20 protein-coding genes and 1 other RNA gene are annotated in these 23294 nt (G+C 41.6%); 5 read left to right on the top strand and 16 right to left on the bottom strand.

The features are described from left to right. Window positions 1-122: 122 nt before the first annotated feature. Together asnS and tig are read right to left on the bottom strand one after the other, a co-directional pair. Window positions 123-1508, bottom strand: coding sequence for an asparagine--tRNA ligase (asnS, locus tag G631_RS0112425; RefSeq protein WP_026489732.1), 1386 nt, complete (start codon window positions 1506-1508; stop codon window positions 123-125). Between the two features lie 59 nt (window positions 1509-1567). Then, window positions 1568-2878, bottom strand: a complete 1311-nt coding sequence (tig, locus tag G631_RS20320; protein ID WP_026489731.1) for a trigger factor — start codon at window positions 2876-2878, stop codon at window positions 1568-1570. A gap of 212 nt (window positions 2879-3090) precedes the next feature. On the opposite strand from tig, the gene G631_RS0112415 reads away from it, so the two are divergent. Continuing rightward, window positions 3091-3567, top strand: coding sequence for a hypothetical protein (locus G631_RS0112415; RefSeq protein ID WP_026489730.1), 477 nt, complete (start codon window positions 3091-3093; stop codon window positions 3565-3567). Between the two features lie 33 nt (window positions 3568-3600). Here G631_RS0112415 and G631_RS0112410 read toward each other — a convergent pair whose 3' ends face one another. Both G631_RS0112410 and ispE read right to left on the bottom strand, forming a co-directional pair. Continuing rightward, window positions 3601-4053 (bottom strand): DUF1934 domain-containing protein, encoded by a 453-nt coding sequence (locus G631_RS0112410; protein ID WP_026489729.1) that lies wholly within the window; start codon window positions 4051-4053, stop codon window positions 3601-3603. A 59-nt stretch (window positions 4054-4112) separates the two neighbouring features. Further along, window positions 4113-4982: a 4-(cytidine 5'-diphospho)-2-C-methyl-D-erythritol kinase gene (gene ispE / locus G631_RS0112405; RefSeq protein WP_026489728.1), complete on the bottom strand. Its 870-nt coding sequence runs from the start codon at window positions 4980-4982 to the stop codon at window positions 4113-4115. Window positions 4983-5218: 236 nt separating this feature from the next. Here ispE and G631_RS0112400 point away from each other — a divergent pair, with 236 nt between their 5' ends. Then, entirely contained in the window at window positions 5219-5848 is a 630-nt protein-coding gene (locus G631_RS0112400) for a hypothetical protein (RefSeq protein ID WP_026489727.1), read from the top strand. Window positions 5849-5936: 88 nt separating this feature from the next. Here the strand turns inward: G631_RS0112400 and G631_RS0112395 are convergent, their stop codons facing one another. From G631_RS0112395 to G631_RS0112385, 3 genes are all read right to left on the bottom strand, one after another. Then, window positions 5937-6842, bottom strand: coding sequence for a dihydroorotate dehydrogenase (locus G631_RS0112395; protein WP_026489726.1), 906 nt, complete (start codon window positions 6840-6842; stop codon window positions 5937-5939). Window positions 6843-6912: 70 nt separating this feature from the next. Further along, complete coding sequence (locus tag G631_RS0112390) at window positions 6913-7698, bottom strand: dihydroorotate dehydrogenase electron transfer subunit (RefSeq protein WP_026489725.1); 786 nt, start codon at window positions 7696-7698, stop codon at window positions 6913-6915. Between the two features lie 32 nt (window positions 7699-7730). Beyond that, a complete protein-coding gene (locus tag G631_RS0112385) occupies window positions 7731-9053 on the bottom strand; it encodes a dihydroorotase (RefSeq protein WP_026489724.1) in 1323 nt (440 codons plus the stop codon). A gap of 159 nt (window positions 9054-9212) precedes the next feature. On the opposite strand from G631_RS0112385, the gene G631_RS0112380 reads away from it, so the two are divergent. Then, window positions 9213-9941 carry a lysophospholipid acyltransferase family protein gene (locus tag G631_RS0112380; RefSeq protein ID WP_026489723.1) on the top strand — a complete coding sequence of 243 codons (729 nt, stop codon included), beginning with the start codon at window positions 9213-9215 and terminating at the stop codon, window positions 9939-9941. 95 nt (window positions 9942-10036) lie between these two features. On the opposite strand, the gene G631_RS0112375 is transcribed toward G631_RS0112380, so the two are convergent. The 7 genes from G631_RS0112375 to tadA all read right to left on the bottom strand — a co-directional run bounded on the left by G631_RS0112375 (window position 10037) and on the right by tadA (window position 19991). Continuing rightward, window positions 10037-11242 (bottom strand): D-alanine--D-alanine ligase family protein, encoded by a 1206-nt coding sequence (locus tag G631_RS0112375; RefSeq protein WP_026489722.1) that lies wholly within the window; start codon window positions 11240-11242, stop codon window positions 10037-10039. Between the two features lie 85 nt (window positions 11243-11327). Continuing rightward, entirely contained in the window at window positions 11328-12983 is a 1656-nt protein-coding gene (locus G631_RS0112370) for a Mur ligase family protein (protein ID WP_026489721.1), read from the bottom strand. Between the two features lie 14 nt (window positions 12984-12997). Then, complete coding sequence (locus G631_RS0112365; protein WP_026489720.1) at window positions 12998-13786, bottom strand: alpha/beta fold hydrolase; 789 nt, start codon at window positions 13784-13786, stop codon at window positions 12998-13000. A gap of 123 nt (window positions 13787-13909) precedes the next feature. Further along, window positions 13910-15478: a glycoside hydrolase family 9 protein gene (locus G631_RS0112360; protein ID WP_196803863.1), complete on the bottom strand. Its 1569-nt coding sequence runs from the start codon at window positions 15476-15478 to the stop codon at window positions 13910-13912. Window positions 15479-15538: 60 nt separating this feature from the next. Further along, window positions 15539-17827 carry a hydratase gene (locus tag G631_RS0112355; RefSeq protein WP_026489718.1) on the bottom strand — a complete coding sequence of 763 codons (2289 nt, stop codon included), beginning with the start codon at window positions 17825-17827 and terminating at the stop codon, window positions 15539-15541. A gap of 92 nt (window positions 17828-17919) precedes the next feature. Then, window positions 17920-19452: a hypothetical protein gene (locus tag G631_RS0112350; RefSeq protein ID WP_026489717.1), complete on the bottom strand. Its 1533-nt coding sequence runs from the start codon at window positions 19450-19452 to the stop codon at window positions 17920-17922. After that, window positions 19452-19991, bottom strand: coding sequence for a tRNA adenosine(34) deaminase TadA (gene tadA / locus G631_RS0112345; RefSeq protein ID WP_334291288.1), 540 nt, complete (start codon window positions 19989-19991; stop codon window positions 19452-19454). Before tadA ends, G631_RS0112350 begins: the two co-directional genes overlap by 1 nt. Before the next feature lie 129 nt (window positions 19992-20120). Between tadA and G631_RS0112340 the strand changes: the two genes are divergently transcribed. Both G631_RS0112340 and ffs read left to right on the top strand, forming a co-directional pair. Further along, the gene (locus G631_RS0112340) at window positions 20121-20540 is read left to right on the top strand and encodes an RrF2 family transcriptional regulator (RefSeq protein ID WP_026489715.1); all 420 of its coding nucleotides are present in this window, start codon (window positions 20121-20123) and stop codon (window positions 20538-20540) included. A gap of 93 nt (window positions 20541-20633) precedes the next feature. Further along, window positions 20634-20733, top strand: an RNA gene (ffs, locus tag G631_RS20740) — signal recognition particle sRNA small type. A gap of 40 nt (window positions 20734-20773) precedes the next feature. On the opposite strand, the gene G631_RS0112335 is transcribed toward ffs, so the two are convergent. Both G631_RS0112335 and G631_RS0112330 read right to left on the bottom strand, forming a co-directional pair. Beyond that, the gene (locus G631_RS0112335; RefSeq protein ID WP_026489714.1) at window positions 20774-21859 is read right to left on the bottom strand and encodes a PucR family transcriptional regulator; all 1086 of its coding nucleotides are present in this window, start codon (window positions 21857-21859) and stop codon (window positions 20774-20776) included. A 140-nt stretch (window positions 21860-21999) separates the two neighbouring features. Then, complete coding sequence (locus G631_RS0112330) at window positions 22000-23109, bottom strand: ABC transporter ATP-binding protein (protein ID WP_026489713.1); 1110 nt, start codon at window positions 23107-23109, stop codon at window positions 22000-22002. Window positions 23110-23294: the final 185 nt, after the last annotated feature.

The following is a 23294-nucleotide window of genomic DNA, read 5'->3' as shown; positions in this document are numbered from 1 at the left end:
ATACCCTAAGTATATATTATGACATCCCAAAATCAGTTTCAACAACAAAGCCATATAGAACAGTATGCGCATCCTTAGCGGAGCACAATCAAAAGGGCACCCACGCGGGGTGCCCTAATAAATTAGAATTCACAGTTTCTAGGTGTTCTAGGATAAGGAATTACGTCACGGATGTTCTCAACTCCAGTTAAGTACATGATAAGACGCTCAAAGCCCATACCGAAGCCACTGTGGATGCAGCCGCCGTATCTTCTAGTGTCAAGATACCAGTCGATACCCTCTTTATCTACGCCCATCTCATCCATTCTCTCGATAAGCTTGTCGAGGTTCTCTTCTCTCTGGCTACCACCCATAAGCTCTCCAGCCTGTGGAACAAGAAGGTCTACAGCTGCAACTGTCTTGTTGTCAGGGTTGACTTTCATGTAATATGCCTTGATATCCTTGGGCCAGTCTGTTACAAATACTGGACCATTGAAGTAATCAACAATGTATTTCTCATGCTCTTTAGCAATATCCTCGCCGTAGTCTGGCTCGAACTCCCACTTAACATCAGCCTTCTTGAGAATGTCGATAACATCATGATGGCTGATACGTGTAAACTCAGCGTTTACGATAGCGTTAAGCTTGTCCTTGAGTCCCTTGGATACGAACTTGTCACAGAAATCAATCTCTTCTGGACACTTGTCACAAACATACTTAACTACGAACTTGAGCATTTCCTCTTCGATATCCATAAGTCCCTGAAGATCACAGAAAGCCATCTCAGGCTCAATCATCCAGAACTCGTTGGCATGTGTCTGAGTATTAGAGTTCTCTGTTCTAAATGTAGGACCAAATGTGTAGATATCACCAAAAGCCATAGCGAATGTCTCGCCCTGAAGCTGTCCTGATCCAGTGATGAAAGACTGCTTGCCAAAGAGGTCCTTGCTGAAATCCACCTTGCCATCCTCAGTCTTTGGAAGATCATTCATGTTGAAGGTAGTGATCTTAAACATCTGATCTGATCCCTCACAGTCAGCGCCTGTGATAAGAGGAGTATGTACATAGAGATATCCTCTATCCTGGAAGTAAGTATGAACTGCCATTGCAGCAACACTTCTGATACGGAAAACAGCGCTAAAGAGGTTTGTACGTGGACGAAGATGAGCCACAGTACGAAGGTACTCTCTTGTATGACGCTTTGGCTGAATTGGATAGTTCTCTGGGCAGTCACCGAGAAGTTCAACTGCTGTTGCCTTTACTTCAAAAGGCTGTTTATTATCTGGAGTAAGTACCAGTTTTCCACTGACCTTGACGCTGGAACCAACTCTTATCTTGGAGATGTCCTCAAAATTATTAAGTTCCTGATCGTAAACGACCTGAAGATTTTCAAAAAATGAACCGTCATTTACGTTAAGGAATCCAAACTGTGCCTGTGCGCGGTTAGTACGTACCCAAGCGCAGATGGTCACTTCTTTGGAAGCAAATTCAGAAGTATTTCTGAACAGCTCTTTAATTTTAGTTCTCATCTTTTCTCTCCTTAGTTTTCTAATTGCTATTAAATAGCTTATTTATCAAAATTGCCTGATCATTCAGCAACTGTTGATGAACTCTCAGCTGCGGCATCTACAGAAGCCTCAGATGATGCCTCGGCAGATGTCTCTGTAGTAGCTTCAACTGGTGCAGCAACTACATTAGCATTATTAACGATAAACTCTACAGCCTTGTCAGCCATAAGTCCCTCTCTGTATGTCTCAAGATCAAGAGAAGCCTTGTACTCTTCATATGAGCTGAAAGATGTAGTAGAAGCATTCTCATAAGCCTCTTTAAGATAAGTATCAATATCTTCATCTGTTATAGTAATACCCTGCTCATCAGCAATTGCCTGGAACATAAGGTACTGCTTGGCCATATCTGTAGAAATACTCTGAAGATAGTCATCAGCAGTTCCTACGAAACCTTCGTTATTCATGTAAACAGAAATAAGATCTGAAGCTGAAAGCTGCTGACCATAGTAGTATGAATACATTGTTGCCTGATAATCAAGCATCTGCTTCTGAAGCTTAAGGTATCTGTTTATAAGTGTCTGTGGAATATCACCAAATGCACAAGAATCATAAACCTTCTGAACAGCTGAATTCTCAATTGTTGACTTGTATGTATCCTCAGCCTGTGTTGTAAGAGTCTTATTAGCATATGCCTCAAGTTCAGAAATAGTAGTAACATCGGCAATGCCAAGGCCTGCTGCCCACTCATCTGAAATATCATCTGCAGCAACCTTGATACTGTTAACTGTTACTGTGAACACAACTTCCTTGCCAGCAAGTGACTCAGCGCCGTAATCTGCTGGGAATGTAAGGTTAAGATCACGTGTCTCACCAATCTCTGCTCCAACAAGTCCTGACTCAAAGCCCTCGATGTATGAGTTAGAGCCAATCACAAGATCTGCACCATTGGCTGTACCTCCATCAAAAGCCTCCTTAGTATCAGCATACTTACCAACATAGTCGATATTAACTGTATCTCCATCCTGAACAGTTCTGTCTGTAACATCGATCATAGGAGGATTTGAAGACTTCATGTTCTCGATATAGCCCGCAACATCCTCTTCTGTAACCTCACCAAGAGTTGCCTCAACTGTGATACCGTTGTACTCTCCAAGTGTAACAAGATCTGAAGCCTTGATATCCTGAAGTGTAGAAGTCTCAAGATTATCAAAATCAATTGTAAGACCTGTGTCTTCTCCATCTGTTGAAACGTCAGCTGCAGCAGAAGCAAGTGCTTCCTCATTAACACTTATCTCTTCATTAGCTGCATCGCTTCCTGCATCCTTGCCACAGGCTGTAAACATAGTGCACACCATTACTCCCGCAAGTAGCACTGCTATTTTCTTCTTCATAATATTACTCCTTCGTAACCCTTAAATGTATATACTGCTTCCATACTAAAAAACAATATTACTTATACTACCACACCTTTATCTTATATTAAAGTATTTTATTGCCTTAAAAGACAAAGAATGCTACAATATGTTCTGTTCACAGCCACAGAAATTTAACAGTTTTTTAATTTCGGGAGTTGGCATTATTAGTTAGTTTGGAGGATTTATCTTTGAGTACAGGACTTATTGTTGCTATTGTCATTGCAGTTATTTTAATTGCTGCGATTGTTGCACTTGTTATTTTTGGAAAAAAAGCTCAGAAGAAGCAGGAAGAACAGCAGGTTCAGCTGGATGCCATGAAGCAGACAGTCAGCATGCTGATAATTGACAAGAAGAGAATGAAACTTAATGAAGCAGGCCTTCCACAGGCTGTTATTGATCAGACTCCTAAGCTTCTTAGAAGATCCAAGCTTCCAATTCTCAAGGTTAGAGTTGGTAACAGAGTTATGAGTCTTATCTGTGATGAGAAAATTTTCGACAAGGTTCCAGTTAAAAAGGAAGTTAAAGCTTCCGTAAGTGGAATCTACGTTACTGAAGTCAAGGGACTTAGAGCTAATAAGGGCCCTGTTCAGGAAGAAAAGAAGGGCTTCTTCAAGAACCTTATTGCTAAGGCTCAGGAAAAGGCCGGCGCCAAGATGGTCAAATAATTTATCTGTAAGATACGGAAATGCTGAGACAGTTTAACCTGCCTCAGCATTTTTTATTTCTATTATTATCATGGAATCTGATAAAACCTGACCTTCCATTTCAAGGGCATATTCTGCAATGACCTTCATTGCCTCCTCTTCGTGGCTTGAATTAAAGTCAAAACTGTTTGTGACCACCTTCATGGTCATTGCCCCATAGGGCGTCAGATACTCGGTATCATATTCAAGCTGTTCGCCAAACTCCAGGCGATTCTTGGTCTCTCCACCTCTTATGATCTCCATACTCTTTCCATCTGAAGCAATAAAGACCTTATTGTGGACTTTGACCACGCCGTTTCCTGCATCCTGCTCCTCATCGTATTCCACCAGTCGCCTGCCATCATCCATGTTCTCATAAAAACCTCTGGATGTAGTAATAATCTTTTCCGTTGGCTCTCCTGGCCTTGAATGGATACCCGTAACATTAACATCTACATTTCTTCTCATAATACTCTCCTCATGCGCAAGGTTTCGGGCTGCGCATACCCCTTTGATGTTAATATGCATTATTTATTTGGATTAATTGGCTCTGTCAAAAAGATCTGCAAAGCCAGATTACTTCTACAGATAGCATTGTAAGCCTTCTTGGCGTTACCACCATCATCAAAAACTCCGAATACTGTTGGGCCGCTTCCTGTCATAATGGCCTTAACAGCTCCATTCTCTGTCAAAAGAGCTTCCAGCTTACCTATTACTTCATATTTGGAGGCTGTTACTGGTTCAAGGACATTACCCATAAGTGAACACATCTCTTTGAGATTGCCTTGTTCAATTGCCTTTCTAATACCATCTATATCAGGATGATTCTCTATTTCTTTGCTATCAAGCTCCTTGTAAACCCAGCCTGTGGATACATCGATATCAGGCTTTACCACAACCAGCTGACAATCAGGCATATCAGGAATTGTAGTAAGCTCCTCACCTATTCCCTCTGCCAAAGCAGTTCCTCCCATTATGCAATATGGGATATCTGCTCCAAGGCTGACTGCCAGTTCACACATTTTCTTTTTATCTAGTCCAAGATTCCATAGTTCATTTAAAGCCACATAAGCTGCTGCTCCATCAGTGCTGCCTCCAGCCATTCCCGCAGCAACTGGAATTCTTTTTACCAGGTCGATATTGGCTCCCCTGGTAATACCAAACTCTTTCTGGAGCTGTCTTGCGACTTTGCAGATAAGATTTGACTCATCAGTAGGAATCTTGGGAGAATTGGCTGTCAGAATTATTTTTCCAGTATCATTATCTTCAAAAGTCAGTGTGTCATATATATTTACATTCTGCATTATCATGCGGACTATATGGTATCCGTCATCTCTTTTCCCTGTGACATCCAGTCCCAGGTTGATCTTTGCAAATGCATTCTTTTCTAATTTCATGAATAATCCCCGTTTTCAGTTTTAATAATTTGAAAATGCGCATAAAATCTTGCCGCATCATTTCCCTTACATCTTCTCACTAGCAATTATCAAACTCAAGAAAAAAAATACAAAAAAATTGAAAAAATTTTGTTTTAACTCTAAAGTTTTTTGAAAAATAGCCGATAGGCTAGATAGGTAAACTATTGTTTCGTTTCAAGCGAAGTAGTTTAAGCCTCGCGGAAAAGGAGTTCTATATGGGCGTAAACGGAGTTACCGAGGTTACTAACAACATCGCAACGACCTATGCTTCATCAGTCAATCCTAATTCTGTTGAAGAAAAAAAGAAAGACGAAGAAGTTAAGGTCAAACAGGAGGCTGCCGCCGTATACGAGAAATCAGATGATAGTTCTAAAACTAGCACTGTTTCCTCCAAAGAAGCGGAACGGGCCAAGATCATCCAGCAGATGAAGGCAGATGATGCCATTCGTCAGCAGCAACTTTTGGACATTGTCCATAAAATGATGGGCAAACAGGCCAAGAACTATGGAATTGCCAATTCTGACAATCCCGATGACTCCATTTGGAGTTTCCTTGCAAAGGGTGATTTTACCGTAGATGCAGCCACAAAAGCTCAGGCACAGGAAGACATTTCCGAAAACGGTTACTGGGGTGTCAAGCAGACCTCAGAACGTATTCTGGACTTTGCCAAAGCCTTGGCCGGAGACGATCCTGACAAGCTCGAGAGCATGAGAGCGGCCTTCGAAAAGGGTTATGCGCAGGCAGAAAAGACCTGGGGCGGAAAGCTCCCGGATATTTCTGAGCAAACCTACAGTGCAGTAATGAAGGGATTCGATGAGCTGACAGGGAAGACAGTAACTGAATAAAGGTTGCTAGTAATCAAAAAGGGAGTGCTTTACCGCGCTCCCTTTTTCTTTGCGTTTATTTGTAGATATGCAGCCTACATCCTTTTTTTTACTCAACGCATCCTCTAAGATCATTGATATCTTCTACATTATATCTTCTCATGTAGCTTTCAATGCCCTCTACAACTCTCATTGTAGTGTAAGGATCATGGAAATTCATGGCTCCAACTGCAACAGCTGTAGCACCTGCCATGATAAACTCGATAGCATCATCTCCATTTGCTATTCCACCCATTCCAATAACAGGAATGTTGACTGCATGGGATGCTTCGTAGACCATTCTGACCGCAACCGGCTTGATTGCTGGGCCTGACATTCCTCCGGTCTTATTTGCAAGAGCAAATTTTCTCTTATGGATATCTATCTTCATGCCTGTGATAGTGTTTATAAGCGAGATGGCATCTGCGCCTGCTGCCTCTGCCGCCTTGGCCATCTCTGAAATACTTGTAACATTAGGGCTTAGCTTCATTATTACTGGCTGCTTTGCAACCTTTTTAATTCTGGAAGTAATGTCAAAAAGCGCATCCTTGTTCTGGCCAAAGGCAATAGCACCTTCTTTGACATTAGGGCAGGAAACGTTGATCTCCAGCATATCAACTCTCTTCTCATCCCCAAGTCTTTCTACAACTTCAAGGTAATCCTCAACGCTCTTTCCGCAGACATTTACAATAACTTTCGTATCATAATCCTTCAAAAAAGAAAGATCTCTTTCCACAAAAACATCTATTCCCGGATTCTGAAGCCCAATGGCATTTAACATACCACCATAAACTTCTGTCACCCTTGGTACTGGGTTTCCTGGCCATGGCACATTTGCAACTCCCTTGGTTACTACTGCGCCCAGCTTATTAAGATCAACAAATTCTGAATATTCTACTCCGGATCCAAAGGTCCCAGATCCCACCATTACTGGATTTTTGAATTCTACTCCTGCTATCTCAACCTGTGTGTTCATGTTATATTCTCCAATCAAATCCTCTATATACTGACTAAATCATATGATATACGAATAACCACAGACGTCATCATATTTCTACATCTTCTGCATCAAATACTGGTCCATCAGTACATATTCTGGCATTATGCACGTATGAGTGGTGATCCACCTCTTTAGTCTTGCAAACACATCCAAGGCACGCTCCTACGCCGCAAGCCATGCGCTCTTCAAGAGATATATATGCCTTGATACCCTTGTCCTGCGCATACTGCTTGATTGCCCTCAGCATAGGCATAGGACCACAAGCCAGGATTACATCGCATTCCACACTATTTTCATTCATAGCATCAATGACATTTCCTTTGGTTCCTACGCTTCCATCCTCAGTTGCAATGACCATTTTTGCATATTTCTTAAAATCATCAGAAAGGAAGGTCTCTTCATTTCTATAACCCATAACCGCTGTAACTTCTGTTCCCTTTTGTGACAGTTCTTTCGCTGTTTGAAGAAGTGGTGGAACACCAATGCCTCCGCCCATTACTACGACTCTTTTACCCTCTGCCGCTTCAAGAGGGAAACCATTTCCTAAGATTCCAAGAATCATAATGATGTCCCCAGGCTGGTACAGTGCAAATTCCGCAGTGCCTGAACCCACAACCCTGTAAACAAGGCGAAGAGCGGATTTTTCTTTATCAACCTCACATATACTGATTGGTCTTGGTAAAAGAGTTGCCTTATTGGCGGGATATACACCTACGAACTGCCCTGGATGTGCGTCCATAGCAAGTTCTGTCTCAAGCCACATGTCGTAGATTCCCTCTGCCAGTATACTCTGGCTCAGCACTCTTGCCTCAATTTTTGCCTTCTTTGCCATTCTTAATCTCCCATTTAACAGATTTTTGATTTTCAGATATTATAAACCACCTTGCCCCTGCAGACTGTAGCATGTATACGCCCCGGAAGCCTTTCTCCAAGAAATGGAGTGTTAGTGGATTTAGAAGCACTCTGGATAAAATCCCACTCTTCCACAGGATTAAAGATCACAAGATCCGCATCCCTGCCCTCTTCGATCACGCCAGCATCAAGGCCATAAACCCTGGCCGGGCCTACTGTCATCCTCTCCAACAGCTCCATAAGAGAAAGCTCGCCTGTCTGAACAAGTTCCCTGATACCAAGGGCCAAAGAAGTCTCAAGGCCCGTTATACCGCTTGGGGCCTCTTTAAGCTCTTTTTGCTTCTCATCTCTTGAGTGAGGAGCGTGGTCAGTTGCTATCATATCTATTGTATTGTCCTTAAGCCCCCTTATTATGGCCAGTCTATCGCTTTCAAGCCTAAGAGGCGGATTCATCTTGGCAAGTGAGAGGTACTTAAGAACAGCATTCTCTGTCAACGTGAAATGATGAGGAGTTGCCTCTGCATGAACCCTGACACCTCTTTGCCTTGCATTTCTGATAAGGTCCACGGATTCCGCAGCGCTGATATGCTGTACTACAATCTCGGCACCGGTCTTCTCTGCTATTTCTATATCTCTTTTTACCATAGAAATCTCAGCTTCTCTTGGGGATCCAGTAAGCCCAAGTTTCTGCGCAACTTCCCCTGCATTGATTCCGTTATCGGTTATATACTCTGGATTTTCTTCGTGAAGACTTATTACTACGCCTTTCTCTGCCGCCATTTTACAAGCCTTCTCCATAAGTGCATCGTCTGTGATAGGCTTACCATCATCAGTAAAAAGAACTGCTCCAGCCTTAATAAGCTCATCCATATCCACAAGTTCCTGGCATTCCATACCTTTTGTGACGTTACCACAGGTATATACCTTGATTCCAGTTCCTGCTCCGCGCTTTAACACATCCCTGATTGTATCTGGATTATCCATATGTGGATTAGTGTTACCCATCATGACTACTGTGGTAAAACCACCCTTGGCTGCTGCCCTGGAGCCAGTTTCTATATCCTCTTTATAGGTAAATCCCGGGTCTCTAAAATGTACATGGCAATCTACAAGTCCCGGTGCCACTACACATCCAGTGGCATCAATCTCAGTAAGGCCCGCGCCTGTATCATCTGTTCCTTCCATAAGGCTCATGCTCATAGCCTCCATGGCCATATCATCAAGACTTCCACAGGCTCCTATCCTTGCAATCTTATCTCCGTCCACCAGAATGTCATACATTCCACTTCGTCCGCTTGCCGGATCAACTAAAGTTCCGTTCTTTATTATCAGCATTTTCGCTCCCCAAACCATTCTGTTTGTTTTAATTTCTTTATATTTTTATCATTCTTTATAGACTGTGTAAATCTCTTTCCCAAAAAGCTATTCCATTTTCCATCTATCCATGAGAAAATGGGAAAGGAAATTTTTAGAATTTAGAAAAGAGGCTTTATAATGATACGTTCAATCCTTGCAGTTTTATTTGTTGCAGTGTTTCTCATAGTTAGTCTTCCAATCCAGGGTGTTCTCTGGATAGTCGGCAGGTTTAATCCCTGGGCCAAGAAGACCATCTCACTTGCTATAGTCAGCTGGGCCTTCAACGTGGTTTTATTTATCAGCGGTGTAAAAAGAACCGTCATCGGCGAAGAAAATGTTCCCAAGGATACAGCCGTTCTCTATGTTGGTAACCACCGCAGCATCTTCGATATTGTTCTTGCTTATCCAAGAGTTCCAGCGCCTACAGGCTTTATTGCCAAGAAAGAAATTCTTAAAGTGCCGCTTCTTAACATCTGGATGATCTACATGGATTGTCTTTTCCTTGATAGAAAGGATATCCGCAAGGGTATGGAGATGATCCTTACCGCTATCGACAAGGTAAAAAATGGTATCTCGATCTTCATCTATCCTGAGGGAACCAGAAACAAGACTGATGCTCCTCTAGGTGAATTCCACAAGGGAAGCTTTAAGATTGCTCAGAAGACTGGCTGTCCTATCATCCCTGTAGTAATAAACCACTCCGATGAAATCCTTGAACAGCACATGCCATTTATCAAGCGTACCCATGTTACTATCGAGTATTGCAAACCTATTATTCCAGGCGAGCTTAGTAAGGAAGATCAAAAGAACATCGACAAATTCGTTTATGATATTGTAGAACAGACCTACCTTAAAAACGCTCAGTAATATTCCATAGTAAGACTCTATAAAAGGCAATTAGCCCTTCAAAAGTCAAAAGAAAACCCAGGCTGGTAAGAATTTCCTACCAACCTGGGTATTTTTTACATCTTTGATCCCTTGCTGCCGCCGCCAAGGTGAACGCCTTCAAGTACGTTAGTATCAAAGGAATATACAATCTTGTGGCTCTCTCTGTCTGCCTTAAGGGCAAGCTCTATAACTTCATCTAAAAGCTGTGTATACTTAAGTCCAAGTGGCTCCCAAAGATAGAATGAAAGTGAGCCTGGAATAGTATTGATCTCATTGAGATATACTTTATCTGTCTTTTTATCGATCATAAAGTCAATTCTGGAAACACCAGAACATCCAAGACACTTGAAGGCATCTACTGCCATCTTTCTGATCTCTTCTCTGCGCTCAGGGCTGATCTCTGCAGGAATCTTTCTCTTAAGAGATGCCATTCCCTTGCTGCCTCCAGTCTTGGCACCCTTGGCACCACCCTTTGCTCCGCCAATATACTTATCTTCAAAGCTGAGGATATCATCTGAGTTAACAGGCTCCTCACACTCTGAAGCCTTGGCTTCCTCATAGTCTCCAATTACTGAGCAGTTGATTTCCTTGAGGTCGTCAATAGCTGGCTCAACAAGGATCTTTTTAGAGAATTCAAAGCCAAGATCAAGAGCCTCTAAAAGAGAATCTCTATCTTTTGCCTTCTTGATACCGATACTTGAACCAAGGTTAAGTGGCTTTATGATAACAGGGTATTCGAATGTCTTCTCAATCTTTTCCACAAGAGAATTAACATCCTCATAGTCCTTCCAGGTATAGCACTTGCAGTCAAGAACAGGAATTCCGTTGTCCTTGAGAACTGTCTTCATAACATATTTGTTCATTCCAACAGCTGATGAGAGAACATCACAGCCAACTACAGGAAGTCCAAGTGTTGCAAGATAGCCCTGAAGAGTACCATCCTCAACATTTGTTCCATGAACGATAGGGAATGCGATATCAACCTGCGCGATCACATTGCTTCCAAACAGCTTCTTGTTAAATCTCTGAAGTGTTACCTTGTCGCCATCCTTAACCCATATAACCTGTGTGCTCTTCTTTAAAAGCTCTGGAATATGTGTGTATTCTTCAATCTTGTCCACATCTTCACCAACATAGAAATCATTGTTCTTGGTAATGTAAACAGGAATAACATCGTACTTGTCTCTATTGATGCTGCCAATAGCCTGAATAGCTGAGATGATAGAAATCTCATGCTCTGTACTTTTTCCACCAAATAAAACTGCCAGCTGTAATTTCATAACTTGCCTTCTTTCACTTATAAAAACTATTTTTCCTCAAGTCCGCAAACATTATACACTCTTGGAACAAAAAATCAAAGAATCATCATTTATAGTTGTCTGGAAGATCATTTTCAAGAAGTATGACTTTCTCTCTTCCAGCATCAATCTCATACATAAGAGCTGTAGCTTCAGAAAGAGTATTCTTGACAAAAAGTCTCTCCGGGTCAAAGCCTGCTTCCAAGGCACCTGCCTTTATAGAAGCACTGTTCTTCTCGCCAACTGTAATGATGTAATCGCAGACAGCCGCTGCCTGACGGCCAAACTCCTTGTTGTACTCATCCTCCTTGGCTCCAAGCTCTACCATTCCAGGTGTTACCAGAATCTTAACCGTGTTCTCAAAAAGAGAAAGTGTCTCAAGCGCAACCTTAGCTCCATTAGGATTTGAATTATAAGCATCATCAAGGATTGATACGTTACCGTGCTTGTTAAGCTCAAGTCTGTGAGGAACACTAGCAAGCCTTCTCACTGCTATCCTCAGCTTGCTCATAGGAATACCAAGGCTGTTTGCCGCTGCAATAGCTCCTACAATGTTCTCTACGTTATGTCTTCCTACGAGTTTAGTACTAAACTCACAGCTCTCTCCGTCAGGAGCTGTTACCACAAATGTTGTTCCGCCACTAGTAACCTTAATATCTGTAGCTCTATAGTCATTGCCCTCTAAAAGGCCATAGGTGATGGCATCCTGATATTTCATATTGGATCTTATGATCTCATTGTCGCCATTTACAAACTTAAGATGCTTTTTGGCAGGTTCTCCTGTAGTCTTCATCTTCTCATCAACTGCATCAAGAAGCTCATACTTGGTGCTGATGATGTTATCAAGAGAATGGAAGGTCTCAAGATGCTGGTATCCGATAGAAGTAAGGATTCCATCATCAGGATGAACAATATCCGTGATCTCTTTTATATCATGAAGGTGTCTTGCACCCATTTCACATACAAATATCTCGTGAGTTGGCTTCAAATGCTCCCTGATGGTTCTGACAATTCCCATAGGAGTATTGTAGCTCTCTGGTGTCATAAGAACTGAAAAACCCTCTGACAAAAGAGTTGTCAGATAGTACTTAACGCTTGTCTTGCCGAAACTTCCTGTAATTCCGATAATGCGAAGGTTTGGATGCTCTCTAAGAAGTCTCTTGGCATCGTCGATGTAGTACTTATTGATCCTAAGTTCTATTGGTTTGTTGATAAGATTAGCAAGTGCCGGAATAAGCGGAAGAATAGCCATATAGATCACTGCCATCATGATAAATACCAGTATAGGTGCAACATCACTTAGATCCGCGCTGTTAAACTCACTTGTCTCTCCATATGAAAGCTTTGAAATTACTGGCGGAACCACAAGAATAAGTATGCTCAGTATACCATAGGTTACAAATAGTCTCTTAACCCTGCTGGTAACAACAAACTTCTTCTTGGCTTTTCTTGGAATATACAAAACTACAAGCCACACAATATCTGCAAAAAGAAGCACTCCGCAGATCATGGTCAGTGGCACTTTGTTTCTCATGTCCAGCCCTACTATAGCCAATACTGACAATACAAGAATCATCACATGTAGCAGCATTTTAAGTTTCTCTGATCTAAGAACTCTGAAATATCCCTGAAACTGATAGCTGGAAAGCTGCAGCATATGACTGTAATATCTCAGTGCTAGAACCATAATAGCCAGAATTGGCAATGTACATAGCAAAATCATAATCTTCTCCTAAATTATATTCCTAAAAAGCTTCCCAAAATCCTGTTGTACAGATATGGATTATCAAGGAAGGTATAATGTCCTGCTCCCTCTATAACTGCAAGTCCTGCCTCTGGCATAAGCTCTTCCATCTTCTTACCATCAGAAAGAGGAGTCGCTGTATCCCGGTCACCCCAGATAAGAAGTGTAGGCTGTGTAACTGAAGGCATATAAGGAGTGCAGTCCTCATTGACATTCATAACAAGCGACTTTCTCATAACAGGTGAAGCTGCGGCATAATCTGCGCTTCCAAATTTCTTCTGAAGTCTATCAAGCGCCCCGGGGAAGACCTTCACAATTCCTGTCTTTGTAATAAGATTCTTGTAAAACTTGTATCTCCTGGTACGACTATTCTGGGCCTTGGTCCTAACTGGCAAAACTCCCGCTGAATCCGTAAGGATTATCTTAGGAATAGTAAAATCAGTTTTGATTCTGCCATCATGTATTCCAGAGGCAAGCTTTATTATGATCCTTCCTCCCATGGAATGCCCAAGGAATATGATTTCCTTTTCCTCTGGATAAAGCTCTTTTACAAAAGAGAGAACAAAGTCCACGTAGGCATCAACATTCATAGGCTCTGCAGGCTCATCGCTCTTACCAAACCCAGGCATATCCATAGCTACCACATGATACTTGGCCTTGGCAAAAGATATTACTCCTGCAAAAAGATCAATATTAGAGCCCCAGCCGTGGAGCATTATAAGAAGTGGTCCCTGACCTTCATCTATATAGTTTATATTTAGTCCATTTATTATTGTATTCATGACCCATCCATATTATCACTAGGCTACATATCATGCAAATTCCATAACATGACTATCAGTTTGGAAAAACTGGCATTGCTTCTATTGCATTACTTCAATTGCATTCCTTTTATGGCCCTGACTTTATCCCTCAAGAGCGCTTAGCATAAACACCACCAGAGCATCGCTGTGAGGATCGTTCATGATACCACCAAAATCAGTACTATCCTTAAATGTTCTCTCCGTCTCATCTGTAAGAAGATTGATGCACCACGGATTCATCCCCATAAGGTAATGCACATGGTTTTCTATGATCGTTGTGTACTCGTGGTTGTGGATTATGTGGTTAGTGATAGAGAGGCATTTTATATCCTCAAGTAATCTATCAAAATTCCCGTTTTCTGTTTCATCTGCCACCAGAAATCTACTCTCTGTGGCACTTGCAGCAATCCTCTCAGACTTTTTCATCAGAGCCTTGATCAGTTTATTGCACTGTTCCTTGTCCACCTCCTGATTAGTTGAAAGATATGTCACAGCGCCTACAAACACATTTTCGTCAGTATCAAACTCTTCGAGAAAGCCCTCCCTTGCAAAAAAGCTATCAAGGGCCTGTCTGTATTTATCACTTCCTGTCGCTCTGTAGAGCTGGGCTGCCGCATTAAAAGCCGCTGTATTATCAGCTACTGTCTGATTTATCAAAAAGCTCTCATAGGCCCTGTCAGCAGCTCTCAGCGCTATGGTCGCATAATCCTGATCATATTGCTGATAAATAAAGCTAAACCTCGCCATAGTAGCTGCAAATCTTATGGTCGCATCCATTGACACCGATGTCACTTCCACAGGAGCAGCAAAAATGTCTCCATTTCCCTGACTCTTGGTTATGGCTGCTCCGTACACGCCTCCAGTCTTGGCATCCTGCATTTTTAAAAGCCAGTCTACCTCATATCTGATCTCATCAATGATATCCGGAATTTTGTTGCCACTTTCAGGAATTCCTGCTTCGTCTGAAAAAGCCTCAGGATTCATCTCATAAGCCAAAAGAAGCTCTTCCACGACCTTTGAACCAATAAGTGCATCCCTGTCAGCATGCTCATCCATATGCCATCCGCCAGTTACATCGATCAGAGTGTCTGTATTATCCTGAAGTCTGGCCTTTGTTGTATGGCAGGCACTATGTCCATTGTCTCCTGAAACTATCTGAGAAATAGCAATCCCACATCTGTTTGTGTAGTACTTTTGGCAGGCTCTGTCCAAAACGTCCTTATAAATATCCTCTCCTATGGAAAAAGAAAAAGACTCTCCAAGATGTTCAGCATAAATCACATATGTTCCCGGCTCTTTAAAGCTGTTAAACCTTCCAATTCCGTAATATTTGCCACTTTCCTTATCAAGAACAGCCTTTACCACATCACCTATAAAGGCCACCTCTCCTGTCTCTAGATTTCTTATCTGAAAAGTCCTGGGAAGATCCTTACCTCTGAATATTGCAACCTTCTCTGATTCCTGCTCAAACCCCGTCTGGTCTACAAGTATGTTAGGAAGCTGCACCGGAGCCACATAATCCACCTTGGACACACTCTGCCCTTCCGTCTGATATGCCCCTGTAAGTTCTGCTATATCCACACTGCTTTCAGCAGAAGAAGCGCCGCAACCAGCGACGCTTCCCATTATCAGCACCAGCAGTGCTGCTATTATTCTCTTTGTCCCACTCATATAAGAAAACATGCCTTACCCATTTATGCTAATTATCTTAAACTTTTATCCGCATCATTATTATTTTACGCGGTTAAAGTTAATAAGACAACCATCAAGGATTATTTGTCTCTCATCATCAGTAAGACCTCCAAGTTTAAGTTCAAACTCGGTCATCTTTCCGTCAGCGATAGCAAAAGCTTTGATGCTTTCAGCTTTTTCTTTTACCGCCTTTCTGATTTCCGGAACAAATATATAATCCTTATTCTTGAATGGAAGATTCTCCCCATCAATGATAAATGGAAGCATTCCCCAGTTAATAAGGTTTGAGCGGTAACGCTTTGTAGCATATTCGTTGGCAATATTAGCCCATCCGCCCAGAACCTTCTGACAAGATGCAGCCTGCTCTCTTGCTGATCCGTCTCCAGGTTTAACAGCAAATATAGTTGAACCAATACCAGTATTGGCACTTGTTATCTCAGGGAATTTCTCCAAAACTGTCTTTATCGCTGCTGCAGTCTCAGGGCTCATTTCATTAAGAGGTGCATCCTTACGACGCAGAAGTTCCTGCTGATATACCTCTTTTGCAAGGCCTACATATGCAGGATCCTTTCTTGAAAGAGTAAACTCTGCAAGTCCAAGAGGGTTTGATCTGTAGGATGAGGTTTCTCCAGAAGGAATGAGCTCATCTGTAGTAGTTACAGGATCGTGAATCTCTGAAACGACCTTAAGGAGCAGGTTATCTGTAAGAGCAACCATCTGTGGCCAGTCCTTAATATTTGGCCCAAGCTGGAGTTCTACTGAAGGGTCAGCCTTGCCCTTTGAATCAAATACTCGGTTCTTGTAAATATCACTATCAAAGTGATATGTATACTTATTAAATTCTCCGTCAAACTCTGTTGCAGGTGTAAGAACGCCCTTGTTAGCAGCTGTTGCAGCAATTGATCTTGCGTCCATAAGTGCTACAGAAGCGACCTGTCCATTCTGAACCTTAGAGCCTTCACGGTTAGGGAAGTTTCTGGTGGAGTGTCTGATACTAAATGCGTTATTGGCAGGCGTATCACCAGCACCAAAGCATGGGCCGCAGAATGCAGTCTTTAAGATTGCACCTGACTGAAGAATAGTAGCTGCAGCACCATTTTTAACAACTTCCATGTAAATTGGTGTTGAAGCAGGATATACACTGAGTGTAAATCTATCATTGCCAATGTATCGTCCCTTAAGGATATCTGCTGCAGCACAGATATTCTCAAATCCGCCACCTGCGCAGCCAGCAATAATTCCCTGATCAACATAGAATTTGCCATCACGCAGTTTATCCTGAAGTGAAAACTCTACCTTATCTCCAAAGCTTACCTTGGCACGCTTCTCAACATCTGCAAGAATATCAGCTGCATTCCTGTTGACCTCAGCGATTTCGTAAACGTTGCTAGGATGGAATGGCATAGCGATCATAGGGTTAAGTGTATCAAGATCAACCCTGACAAGGCCATCGTAGTAAGCCACATCTCCTGGTCTTAACTCCTTATAATCTCCACTTCTTCCGTGGATATCATAGTATTCCTTGATTGTATCGTCTGTCTGCCATATAGAAGATAGACATGTTGTCTCTGTTGTCATAACATCAACGCCAATCCTGAAATCAGCGCTAAGATTCTTGACGCCTGGGCCTACAAACTCCATTACCTTGTTCTTGACATAGCCATCGCCGAAGACCTTGCCGATAATTGCAAGAGCAACGTCCTGAGGTCCAACTCCCTTTTTGGGGCTGCCCTCCAGATAGATAGCTACTACACCTGGCATATCAACATCATAGGTCTGTCCCAAAAGCTGCTTAACAAGCTCAGGTCCTCCTTCTCCGATTGCCATAGTACCAAGAGCACCATACCTTGTATGAGAATCAGAACCAAGTATCATGCCCCCTGAAGTTGCAAGCATTTCTCTTGCATACTGGTGAATAACCGCCTGATGAGGTGGAACATATACTCCGCCGTACTTCTGAGCAGCTGTAAGTCCAAACATGTGATCATCTTCATTGATTGTTCCTCCAACTGCACAAAGAGAATTGTGGCAATTTGTAAGAACATATGGGATAGGAAATTTCTCAAGTCCAGAAGCTCTTGCTGTCTGAATAATTCCAACATAAGTAATATCATGGGAAGTAAGCTTATCAAACTTCACACAAAGCTTATCCATATTCCCTGATGTATTATGAGCCTTCAAAATGCCATAGGCTATGGTGTTCTGCCTAGCCTCTTCCCTTGATGATGTGATTCCCTTACTGGAAAGTTCTGCCTGGGCATTGTTATCATCAGGAACAATTGTTGTTCCATTTATCAGGAAGCAGCCCTTATCTAATGTTGTTACCATCTTGATTCCTCCTACCACTTAAACTTTATACATGTATACAATTATATTGGCGCTATCATATCATAAATTGCTGCAATTTTGTAGTGACAATATTAATATGAATCTACTATCTTTTGTATTTCTTTTGTTACCTCTTCAAAGCCTGCATCCTTTAGCTCCTGCCGGAAAAGAGCTACTTCATCCTGTGCCGGAATATCATACTGAGCGTATGCTATCTCTGGAATGTATCTGTCAAAGATTGAAATTATCTCTTTTGTCCTGGGGTCTGACGCGATTTCTGCAAAGTTATAGCCATCCCAAGGGTAATTAACTGCTACTTTCTCATACTGATCCACAAGTTCATAGTAATCCCTCCAGGAATAAGAAGCGTCGATCAGCTCATAATCATCTCTTCTACCCCACCAGAAATTTACAAGAAAAGTATCTCTCTGTGAATTATATCCGCTTGGTTTCTCCATCTCACCACCACGGGTAAGCGAATACTGCCTTCCCTCTATCCCATAGCGAAGGAGCCTGTAACATTCCTCATCATTTCTAAGGGTGTCATAAACCATAAGCGCCTTTTCAGGATTCTTACTCTTTGCATAAACAGCCGTAGCCCCATGAAGTATACTGTCTCTCATGACATTTCCCATTTCCTTGCCAAACCAGTAAAACCTTAGATCAGACATAGGCTGGTTTATCTCCATTTCTGGTTTTATTGTTGTATAAAAATTCTGGGTGTGGTGCTGATCGATTGCGGTTGAACCTGAATATAATTCTTCTTCAGTATTTCTGGTCCCTTCTAAGGGTTTGCGCCATACTCCAATCTTATCCCACTCTTTCATAAGCCTTGCAAAGTGTAAATAATCATCTCCTTCATAATAAGGAGATATTATTTTTTCGGCATTGTCCCTGTCACTTCCCCAGATTCCATAAATGCTTATTTCATAAATTGGATTATATCTAAATGCAGACATAAGATATCCAAGTCCCATTATCTGATTGGTTCCGTCCGTATCCCACGGAACCATGTTGGGCCTGTTCTCTTTAACATATTTCATATACTTGGTAAGTTCAGTCCAGTTGTCTATTTCTCCAAGTCCTGCTTCATCAGCGATATCGCCTCGATAGATAAAACCGTGATTAGTCCACTGGGTAAATTCGTTTTCGGGGATCATATAAACAGAACCCTGATAGGAGCATTTTCTCCACTCATCGTCAGAAACATTAGAATATGTCATGGGACAAAAAGTGCTGAGCATTTCTTTGGTCATAGGATAAAAATTCCCTTTTACTATATTGGGCCAGGCATCAAGCCAGTCAGTACCTGTACCCACAAGGTCTATATCCACTTTTCCGTCATCCAGGACTCTATTGTAAGTATTAAGATAATCACTCCAACCCACATAATAAATATCCAGACGGGCATTGCACTTTTTTAAAAGAATTTTATTTATTCTGTCTATAACTTCTTCTGTCGCGCCATTAGTTGGTTTATCCCCTAATGTCAGATAAGTTATTGTCACTGGTTCCTCCCTTGTATTCACAGTTACTCCATCATCAATAAAAGGAGTACTGCCACAAGAGGAAACAGCAAGCAACATGCATATTATCAGTGCAACAGATATCAGTCTTTGTTTCATTAAAGGTTTCCTTTCTGCTCCTTCTCAGCTTTATTCCTAGCTCTCAGTTCAACAAAAAATTCCTTTAACATTCTGGAGCATTCTTCCTTTAGAATGCCCTTTTTAACAGTTACCTGGTGATTAAAATCCGGATTGTTCAAAATATCCATTACAGAACCCGCGCATCCCGCCTTAGGATTTTCTGCTGCCATGATAACTTCCGGGATCCTGGCCTGCACTATAGCTCCGGCGCACATCTGGCATGGTTCTAATGTCACATACAATTTGCAATCCTCAAGACGCCAGTCCTTTATAACTTTACCTGCCTTTCTGATTGCCGTGATCTCTGCGTGGGCTAGAGGGGTTTTATCCGTGTTTCGTCTATTGTAGCCTCTTCCTATTATTTTGCCCTGATAGACAATAACACAACCTATTGGGACTTCTCCTAATCTATAGGCCTTCATAGCCTGGGCTATGGCAGCCTTCATATATTTAACATCTTCTATTTCCTCCGGTGTCATACCTTTTGTACTGATACGCCCCAGAGATTTTGGTATCATCTGCATAAAAATTGTCTTCCTAAAACGTTTTCTTAAACAATTCCTACTCTTTTGGTAGTATTTCTTGGCATTTTTTGCTATTATATATCATTATTATAGACAAATTTATGTATTATCGAAAGGCTAATTATGAAGATCTCAACAAAGGGAAGATACGGGCTCAGAGTTATGACAGATCTGGCCAGCCGTTATAGTGATGAATATATTGCGCTCAAGGACATTGCTATCCGCCTTGATATCACTATTAAATATCTGGAGCAGATAGTTGCAACCCTCAACAAAGCCGGCTATCTGGAGAGTATGCGTGGTGCAGGAGGCGGCTATCGTCTGGCTCAGGAACCATCTAAATATGTTGTGGGAGATATCCTTAGAACTATGGAGGGTAACTTCTCTCCTGTAGAATGTGCTGCAGAAGGCATGTCTGAATGTCCTTTGGTAGATTCCTGTGCATCTCTGTCTTTTTGGAAGGGACTTGATGACGCAGTAAATAGTTATATAGACAGTTATACCCTGGATCAGCTGATCCAGGGCCCTATTTCAAAAAAATAAATAATATCAATAATGACTTGAAATAATTATCAAAAACAAGTATATTATTAGAGCGGCTCTGTAAAGGGTGCATGTAGCAGTCCTCTTGGGTAGACTCGGGTCTTATGCAATGGAAATCTGCGAACCGTGTCAGGTCGGGAACGAAGCAGCACTAAGTGGAACCTTCCATGTGTTGTAAGGTTGCCTGTTTCTGCCAGGAGTAAACGTGCATGTATCCTTTACAGAGCCGTTTTTTATCGATTCTCCAGATACTTCATATAATTGATGACCATAAGTGCAATCTTAAAGGTCAAAGCATCATCAAAGTTTCTAACGTCAAGTCCAGAACTCTTCTGAAGTTTCTCAATTCTATAGACAAGTGTATTTCTGTGAACAAAAAGCTGTCTTGAAGTCTCTGATACATTCAGGTTATTCTCAAAGAACTTATTTATTGTATTTAATGTCTCTTCATCCAGGTCGTCAGGAACTTCTTTCCCACCAAATATCTCATCAATAAAGATTCTGCAAAGACTCTCTGGAAGCTGATAAATTAGTCTTCCTATGCCCAGTGTATTATAGGCGTTGACTCTTTTTTCTGCATAAAAGATTCTTCCTACATCCAGTGCCATCTTGGCTTCCTTGAAAGATTTACTAAGGTCCTTGATCTCATCAACTATCGTTCCATAGGATACTCTTACATTCAGCATAGCTTCTGTATTCATCATATCTACAATAGTAGTGGCAATCTTGTTAACATCCTCGTAATTCTGTCCTCTGCTGAGATTCTTTATGAGTATTACACTATTCTCATCCACCGCAGTAACATAATCTCCAGAATGCTGACCATACATGCTGGATAAAAGCTCCTGAGCACTATTATCCTGAGTGTTCTTGGTCTCTACCAGAATTATCACGCGAGGTACACTGACCTCTATCTTAAGTTTTCTTGCTCTGTTATATACATCAATAAGAAGCATATTATCAAGAAGAAGGTTCTGGAAAAAGTTATTCCTGTCAAATCTCTCCTTGTAAGCTACTACCAGATTCTGCAACTGACTTACTCCTATTTTGCCTACCATATAGGCATGTTCACTGTCTCCCTTGGCCAAAAGAACATATGCGGGTTCTCCCTCATCCAAAATCTTAAAAAGATGAACATCGCCAATTACCTGTGAATCAACAGGAGAATTTGCAAAGCTTATAACAATGGAAACATCCAGAAAATCTCTCTCACTTGTGGATGCAACCACTTCTCCGCCTAAATCCATTACACATAGCTCAACCTTAGTAATAGCGCTGAGTTCCTCTATACTTGTTCTTATAGTCTGTGCAGAAATCATAATTTGCTCCTTCTTAATTGTTATCTCACATATCTATCATAACACTTTAAACCGCAAATCCCCAATATTTTCCTACTTCAAGGCAAAAAATGAGAAAAAAATGGACCACACAAAATGTGTGGTCCACATAAATCTCTTTATTAGTTTGCGATTGTCTTCTCTGTCTCTTTGTCGAAGATGTGGATCTTCTCAACATCGAATGCAAACTTAACCTTATCGCCAGGTCTAGCTGTTGTACGAGAATCAACTCTAGCTGTGATAGGGAACTCAGCGAGATCGAAGTACAGATAAACTTCTGCACCAAGAAGCTCGTATACGTTGATTGTTGACTCAAATACAGCCTTAGATGTGCTAACAACCATCTCTGAATCATCAACGTCCTCAGGACGGATACCAAATGTAACCTTCTTGCCAGCGTAGCCACCCTCGATAACCTTCTTAGCCTTTGCAGGTGGAAGTTCGATTGACTGTCCAGCGATCTTGAGGCAAGCCTTGTCTCCGTTAACCTCAACGTCAGCGTCAAGGAAGTTCATCTGAGGTGATCCCATGAATCCAGCAACGAAGAGGTTACCTGGCTTGTCATAGAGGTTCTGAGGTGTATCAACCTGCTGAACAACACCATCCTTCATAACTACGATTCTTGTACCAAGAGTCATAGCCTCTGTCTGGTCATGTGTAACGTAGATGATTGTTGTGCCGAGTCTCTGGTGAAGCTTAGCAATCTCTGTTCTCATCTGAACACGAAGCTTAGCATCAAGGTTTGAAAGAGGCTCATCCATAAGGAATACCTTAGGATTACGAACGATAGCACGTCCCATAGCGACACGCTGTCTCTGTCCACCTGAAAGAGCCTTAGGCTTACGATCAAGGAGCTTCTCAAGATCAAGGATCTTAGCTGCTTCTCTAACCATCTTGTCGATTTCCTGCTTTGGAACTTTTCTAAGCTTAAGTCCGAAAGCCATGTTATCATATACAGTCATATGAGGATACAGAGCGTAGTTCTGGAATACCATCGCAATATCTCTGTCCTTAGGCTCTACATCGTTAACTACTCTGTCACCGATCTTAAGAGTACCAGAAGAAATATCCTCAAGTCCTGCGATCATACGAAGTGTTGTAGACTTACCACATCCTGATGGGCCTACGAAAATGATAAATTCCTTATCCTCGATGTCAAGGTTGAAATCTTTAACAGCCTCAAAACCGTTAGGATAAACCTTAGTAACATGCTGAAGTGATAAACTTGCCATACCTTAATTTTCCTCCTAATTTGCAAATACGTTTATGCTATTTAAGAGTATATCTTTTAGAAAGTTTATTATCTATTCACTAATTTCACAAATATTTTACCATTCATTAGCCAATGTGCCCAAGATAATAATACGTTTTCCACAATTTCAAAATGTTGACGAAGAATCAAAAAATTCACTGTGCA

The organism is Butyrivibrio sp. XBB1001, from assembly GCF_000424505.1.
Lineage (GTDB): Bacteria > Bacillota > Clostridia > Lachnospirales > Lachnospiraceae > Butyrivibrio.
This window is presented reverse-complemented; position numbering and strand designations above follow the sequence as displayed.